The sequence below is a fragment of the Micromonospora maritima genome, from assembly GCF_902825405.1.
Taxonomy (GTDB): domain Bacteria; phylum Actinomycetota; class Actinomycetes; order Mycobacteriales; family Micromonosporaceae; genus Micromonospora; species Micromonospora maritima.
Window position 1 is genome coordinate 1 of the sequence record NZ_CADEAU010000363.1, and the last position, 5,510, is coordinate 5,510.

Below are 5,510 nucleotides of genomic sequence, written 5' to 3' on the forward strand. Positions count from 1 at the left end.
ACCGCGTCCACGGCCTGCGGGTGGGCGCTGACCAGGCCGTGCGCCGCGCCGGTCTCGACCGTGCTCGTCGGCTCCGCCGGCGGCGTGGGCCCGGCGGCCCACGGCGGTGTCCACCCGTCCAGCGCGGGCAGCGTGGCGGGGAAGGTGCGCTCCGCCTCGCGGACCAGCAGCGGCACCAGTTCGGCGCCGTGCTCGCGCAGCGTGGTGACCAGGGTGGGCAGCCAGGGCAGGAGCACCGGGTCGGGCAGGCCGGCGAACGCGGCCGACATGGTCTCCACGACGAACGGCGCCAGCCCGGGCACCGGTTCGAGCGCGTGCACGAAGCCGGACAGGTACTGCGGGAACGCGGGCACCACCAGCGGGTTGGCCAGCAGCTCGGCGCAGCGTTCGCGCAGCTGTGCCAGGGGCAGCAGGCCGAGCTGGTGGTGGGCGGCCCAGAGCAGCGCCACCTTGGCCGGCGCCCCCGGGTGGGCCTGGGCGACGGCCAGTTCGAGCTGGGACCGGTCGCAGCCGAGGGACAGGGCCAGGCTCTCCATGCCGAACAGGAAGCCGAGCATCGCGCCGACCTGGCGGACGCCTGTCGCCTCGTCGACGAACGCGGTGGGCAGCAGCGTGCAGTAGTGGGCGTACCCGGTGGTGACGAACGCCCGGCACCAGGCCGGCAGGGCCGGCGCGGTGGTGCGGTGGTGGGCGAGCAGCCGGCGGATGCGGCGCAGGACCTCGGGTGCGTCGTCCACGGTGCGTTCGGCGGCGAGCAGTTCGACCGCCCGGGTGCCGAGTTCGTCGACCAGGCGGGGGCTGTCGAGCAGGCGGAGCGCGTCCTCGACGGCGGCGAGCGCGCCGGCCGCGGTGGCGTCCGGGCCGCGGACCGCCCGCCGCAGCCGTTGCTCCAGCACCTGCTCGACGGTGACGCCCTCGTAGCCCAGCTCGATGAGGGCGCGCTGGTTGCGGCCGAGGGCGAGGTCCCAGCTCTCCTGGGTGGAGCGGTGGCCGAGGCGGCGCTCACCCATGATCGGGCGTACCGCGTCGGCGGGCAGCAGGTGCCGCAGCATCCACAGCAGGTCGGAGCAGGGTTCCAGCGCCGGGTCGGCGCGCAGGTCGAGCAGGGCCCGCTGCACGGTGCGCCGTTCCAGGTCGAGGCCGAGCGGGTGGAGCCGGTCCAGGACGTCGCGGGCCAGGGGTGGGAGGGAGTCGTATCCGACCTGGCCGACCCGGTCGCCGCCGAGCAGGATCTCGCAGAGCCGGCGGACGTCGCGTCGGCCGGGCACCACGTCCTTCTCGATGCAGGTGACCGCCGCGTCGGCGAAGTCGTACGGCGTGGGGCGGGCGCGGTTGCGCAGGGCGGCCAGCAGGATCGACGTCTCGAACACGGCGATCGCGTCGGCGGTGCTGGCGAGGTAGCCGTTGCGGCGGGCGAGCCGGACGATGTCGACGCACCAGCCGCGCAGCTCCGCCTCGTCCAGCCCGTCGAGCGTGGGCGGGGCGGCGAGGAAGCCGGTGAGGCGGTCGGTGGTCGTCTGCGGCGCCGTGGTCGTCGGGGCGGTGCGGGCGCGCCGGCCCTTCTTGCCGGACTGCTGCCCGGCCAGCCGGTACGGCGTGAGCCCGCTGCGGGCCACCGCGGTGCTCCAGTTCGCGGCGGCGATCGAGACGGTGCCCGGGGCGAGGCCGAACTGCGCCTCGATCGCCGAGTGGCTGGACGGGATGAGGCCGTAGCGCCAGCGGGTGCCGGTGCGAGGGCTGATCGCGAAGTCGGGTGCGGTGGAGTCGAGGCCGAACTGTTCCACGTGGCTGGCGGCGTGGAACGCGCCGCAGAGGTAGAGGCAGTCGGCCGGGTCGGCGCCGGAGGCGGCGAGGTGCTGGCGTATCCGGGTCCACATGTGACGCTCGCGGTCCTCGTCGCGGTCGTCGCGGGCGGACGCGGCGGGGCGCAGCCGCCGGAACAGGCTGCCGATCAGCACCATCACCTGCCGGTAGGTGTCGTGGTCGGCGTCGGCGAGCGGCCGTTCGACGTACTGGTCCCACCACTCCGACCAGTGCCGCACCTTGCCGTGGTGCAGCAGGTACGCCTCCAGTTCGGCGAAGCGGGGGCGCAGGTCGCCGATCTCCACCCCGACCGCGTCGCCGTGCAGCGCGGCGTCCTCGTCGGACGTCGGTGCCGCGTCGGGCCCGTCGGCCCGGGGGGTCCACTGGAAGACGTGGTCGGTGGAGCGGTCGACCAGCACCAGCTCCACGCCGGGGGTGTCCAGCGCGTACGCGATGGCCTGGTATTCCGCGGAGGCCTCGGTGATCGGGGCGATGACGCTCAGCGGGCTCCACTCGGCCGGGAAGCCGTCGAGTTCGGTGGCGAACGCCTGCACCGCCACCGGCAGGCGGCAGTTGCGCAGCTCGTCAAGGAGGGGGCGCAGGTCCTCGCAGAGCTCCAGGTAGATCACCTTCGGTGGGCGGGCGCGCAGCCGGCGTGCCATCGCCAGGGCGGAGGCGGGGGAGTGGTGGCAGACCGGGAAGATCTCCAGCCGCTCGCGCAGCGCCCGGTCGACGTCGTCGACCATGCCGGCGAGGATCCCGGCGAGCGCGTCGGGGGAGTCGGCGAAGGCGGCGGCCGCGTCGGTGAGCTGGTCGCGCAGCGCGCCGAACAGGCTGGTCGGGGCGGGGGCGGTCATGACAGCGAGGCGATCGCCTGGCGGCCGCCGTCGAGGAAGCCCGCCCAGTCGCCGCCGTCGTCGGCCTTGGCCCGGGGCTCGACCACCCCGTGCAGGTACTTGTTGAGGATGGCCAGGTCCTCCGGGCTGCGGCGGGCCAGCGATCCCATCAGCGACCCGGCGAGGGTCTGGGCGCGCAGCGTGCGGTCGCCGAAGAACTGGCTGTGCAGGATGGCGTCCTCCAGCACGCCGATCTGCTCGGCGGTGGACAGCGCCGACTCCAGCTTCTCGTCGTCGCTGCTCGCGGCGGTCGCGGCGGCGCGCAGGTCGGCGAAGCTCTGCAGCAGGATGTCGAGCAGCGTGGGCGGCACGTCCAGCTCGATGCGGTGCCGGCGCAGCAGCTCCTCGGTGCGGAAGCGGACGATCTCGGCCTCGCTGCGCTTGTTGGTGACGACCGGGATGCGGACGAAGTTGAACCGGCGCTTGAGGGCGGAGGAGAGGTCGTTGACGCCCCGGTCGCGGCTGTTGGCGGTGGCGATGATCGAGAAGCCGGGCTGGGCGAAGACGATGTTGTCGTGGTCCAGCTCGGGGATGGAGACGTACTTCTCGGACAGGATCGAGATGAGCGCGTCCTGGACGTCGCTGGTGGAGCGGGTCAGCTCCTCGAAGCGGCCGATCACGCCCTGCTCCATCGCCGTCATGATCGGCGAGGGGATCATCGAGTCGCGGGACTGGCCGCGAGCGATGACCATGGAGACGTTCCACGAGTACTTGATGTGGTCCTCGGTGGTGCCGGCGGTGCCCTGCACGACGAGCGTGGAGTTGCGGCAGATGGCGGCGGAGAGCAGCTCGGCGAGCCAGCTCTTGCCGGTGCCGGGGTCGCCGATGAGCAGCAGGCCACGGTCGGAGGCGAGGGTGACGATGCTGCGTTCGACGAAGCTGCGGTCGCCGAACCACTTCTGCGGGATCTCCCGGTCGAGGCCGTCGGCGCGTTCGGAGCCGAGCACGAACAGGCGGACCATGCGCGGGCTCAGCCGCCAGGAGAACGGCTTCGGGCCGGTGTCGACCGATTCCAGGTAGGCTAGCTCGTCGGCGTACTTGACCTCGGCGGGGGCGCGGAGCATGTCGGACATCAGGGGTGCTCTCCTAGGTGAGGAAGTTCTTCAGCTCGACGACGAGCTTGCGGATGTGGCCGGAGATGACGGGGGTGCCGAGGTCGGAGAAGCGCTGCCGGAACCAGGGGTTGACGCTCTGGTGGCCGGAGCTGTTGACGGAGCCGACCGGGATGAACTTGACCCCGGAGCGGTGCACCGCCTCGATGCCGTCGAACAGCGGCTGGGACCTGTCGAACTCGTAGAAGTCGGAGATCCAGACCAGGACCGTGTTGCGCGGCTCGACGATCTTGGGGCGGGCCAGGGCCATGGCGACCGGGCCGTCGTTGCCGCCGCCGAGGTTGGTGCGCAGCAGCACCTCGAACGGGTCGTGCACCCACGGGGTGAGGTCCAGCGCCCGGGTGTCGTACGCGATCAGGTGCACGTCGACCTTGGGCAGCCCGGCGAAGATGGAGGCGAGGATGGTGCAGTTGACCATGGAGTCGACCATCGAGCCGGACTGGTCGACCACCACGATGAGCCGGGCCGGGGTGGTCCGCCGGGCGGTCTGCCGGTAGTAGAGCCGGTCGACGTAGAGGCGTTCGTCGTCCGGACTCCAGTTGGTGAGGTTCTGCCAGATCGTGCGGTCCAGGTCGAGGTTGCGGAAGACCCGCTTGGGCGGCACCGACCGGTCGACCGTGCCGACGGTGGCCTGCGCGACCTGGGTGCGCAGCACCTCGGCGACCTGGTCGACGTAGCGGCGGATCAGCGACTTGGCGTTGGCCAGCGCCACCCCGGACAGGTTCGACTTGTCGCGTAGCAGCTGCTCGATCAGCGACATGCTCGGAGTGAGCCGGGCGGCCAGCGTCGGATCGGCGAGCACCTCGCGCAGGCGCATCCGGCCGACCAGGTCGCCCTCGATGCCGGCGAGCGTGGCGCCGAGGCCGGAGCCTTCGCGACGCAGCTCGCCGACGTCGACGCCGCAGGCCTGCTCGAACCAGCCGGCGTCGGCCTGCCAGCGGGCGAGCTGCCCGGCGCTGACCTCACCGGAGCCGGTGGCGAACACGTTGAGCAGGAGCTTGGACACCAGCGCGGCACGGCGTACCTCGGTCTCGCCGGGCTGGAACGCCCCGGCGACGGCCGTGGTGTCGTCGTCGGCGGTGAGCAGGCCGCGCAGCTCGTCGGCGAGCGCCGGGAAGCGCTGCACGACGGTGTCGACGGAGACGGCGGGGTCCAGCAGTGCGGCGGGCAGGCCGAGGTCGTCGACGACGGCGACGCTCGCCGACTCCAGGCCGGGCTGTTCGTCGGGGTGGAACAGGCGGGCGAGCAGCCGCCAGTAGAGCACCTGGCGGCGGTTGGCGTGGGCGCGGTCGTCGGTCATCGGCGCAGCAACCGTCCCGCGCGTTCGCGCAGCACGGCCACGGCGTCGCCGGCCCTGGCCTCGGCCTTCGCCGCCTTGGCGTCGGTGACACCGCACGCCCAGTCGCCGTTGTGCGCCTCGACGACCTGCCGCTTGACGGTGGCCCGCACCGCCAGGGGTTGCAGCAGCCAGCGACCGTCGTCCCAGCGCAGCAGCGCGAGGCAGGCGGTGGAGGCGGCGAGAAGCGCCGGGGTGAGCGGCCCGGCGGCGGGCAGTCGGTCGACGGTCACCGGGACCGCCCGGCCGTCCAGGTCGAGCAACAGGCCGGCGTCGTCGTCGCGGACGGTGTAGCCCTCGACCAGGACCGGCTCGGCGATCGCGGCCGGGTGGCGGGTCAGCGGCGGGACCGCGGCGGCGGTG

The 5,510-nt window shown here is 73.1% G+C and carries 3 protein-coding genes and 1 pseudogene; all 4 read right to left on the reverse strand.

Annotation, left to right across the window (positions count from 1 at the left end; genetic code table 11):
- Positions 1-2,660 (reverse strand): DUF5682 family protein (locus HUW36_RS24445; protein ID WP_174530317.1); only part of this gene is annotated, 2,660 nt, incomplete at its 3' end.
- Positions 2,657-3,772: an ATP-binding protein gene (locus HUW36_RS24450; protein ID WP_174530318.1), complete on the reverse strand. Its 1,116-nt coding sequence runs from the start codon at positions 3,770-3,772 to the stop codon at positions 2,657-2,659. The genes HUW36_RS24445 and HUW36_RS24450, both read right to left, overlap by 4 nt.
- A gap of 13 nt (positions 3,773-3,785) precedes the next feature.
- Positions 3,786-5,111 carry a VWA domain-containing protein gene (locus HUW36_RS24455; RefSeq protein WP_174530319.1) on the reverse strand — a complete coding sequence of 442 codons (1,326 nt, stop codon included), beginning with the start codon at positions 5,109-5,111 and terminating at the stop codon, positions 3,786-3,788.
- Positions 5,108-5,510, reverse strand: a pseudogene (locus HUW36_RS24460) (hypothetical protein); the annotation flags it as partial. The gene HUW36_RS24455 and the pseudogene HUW36_RS24460, both read right to left, overlap by 4 nt.

Excerpts from the sequence above, each read along its gene's own strand:
- HUW36_RS24450 (WP_174530318.1), bottom strand. The coding sequence starts at position 3,772 with ATGTCCGACATGCTCCGCGCCCCCGCCGAGGTCAAGTACGCCGACGAG.
- HUW36_RS24455 (WP_174530319.1), bottom strand. The coding sequence starts at position 5,111 with ATGACCGACGACCGCGCCCACGCCAACCGCCGCCAGGTGCTCTACTGG.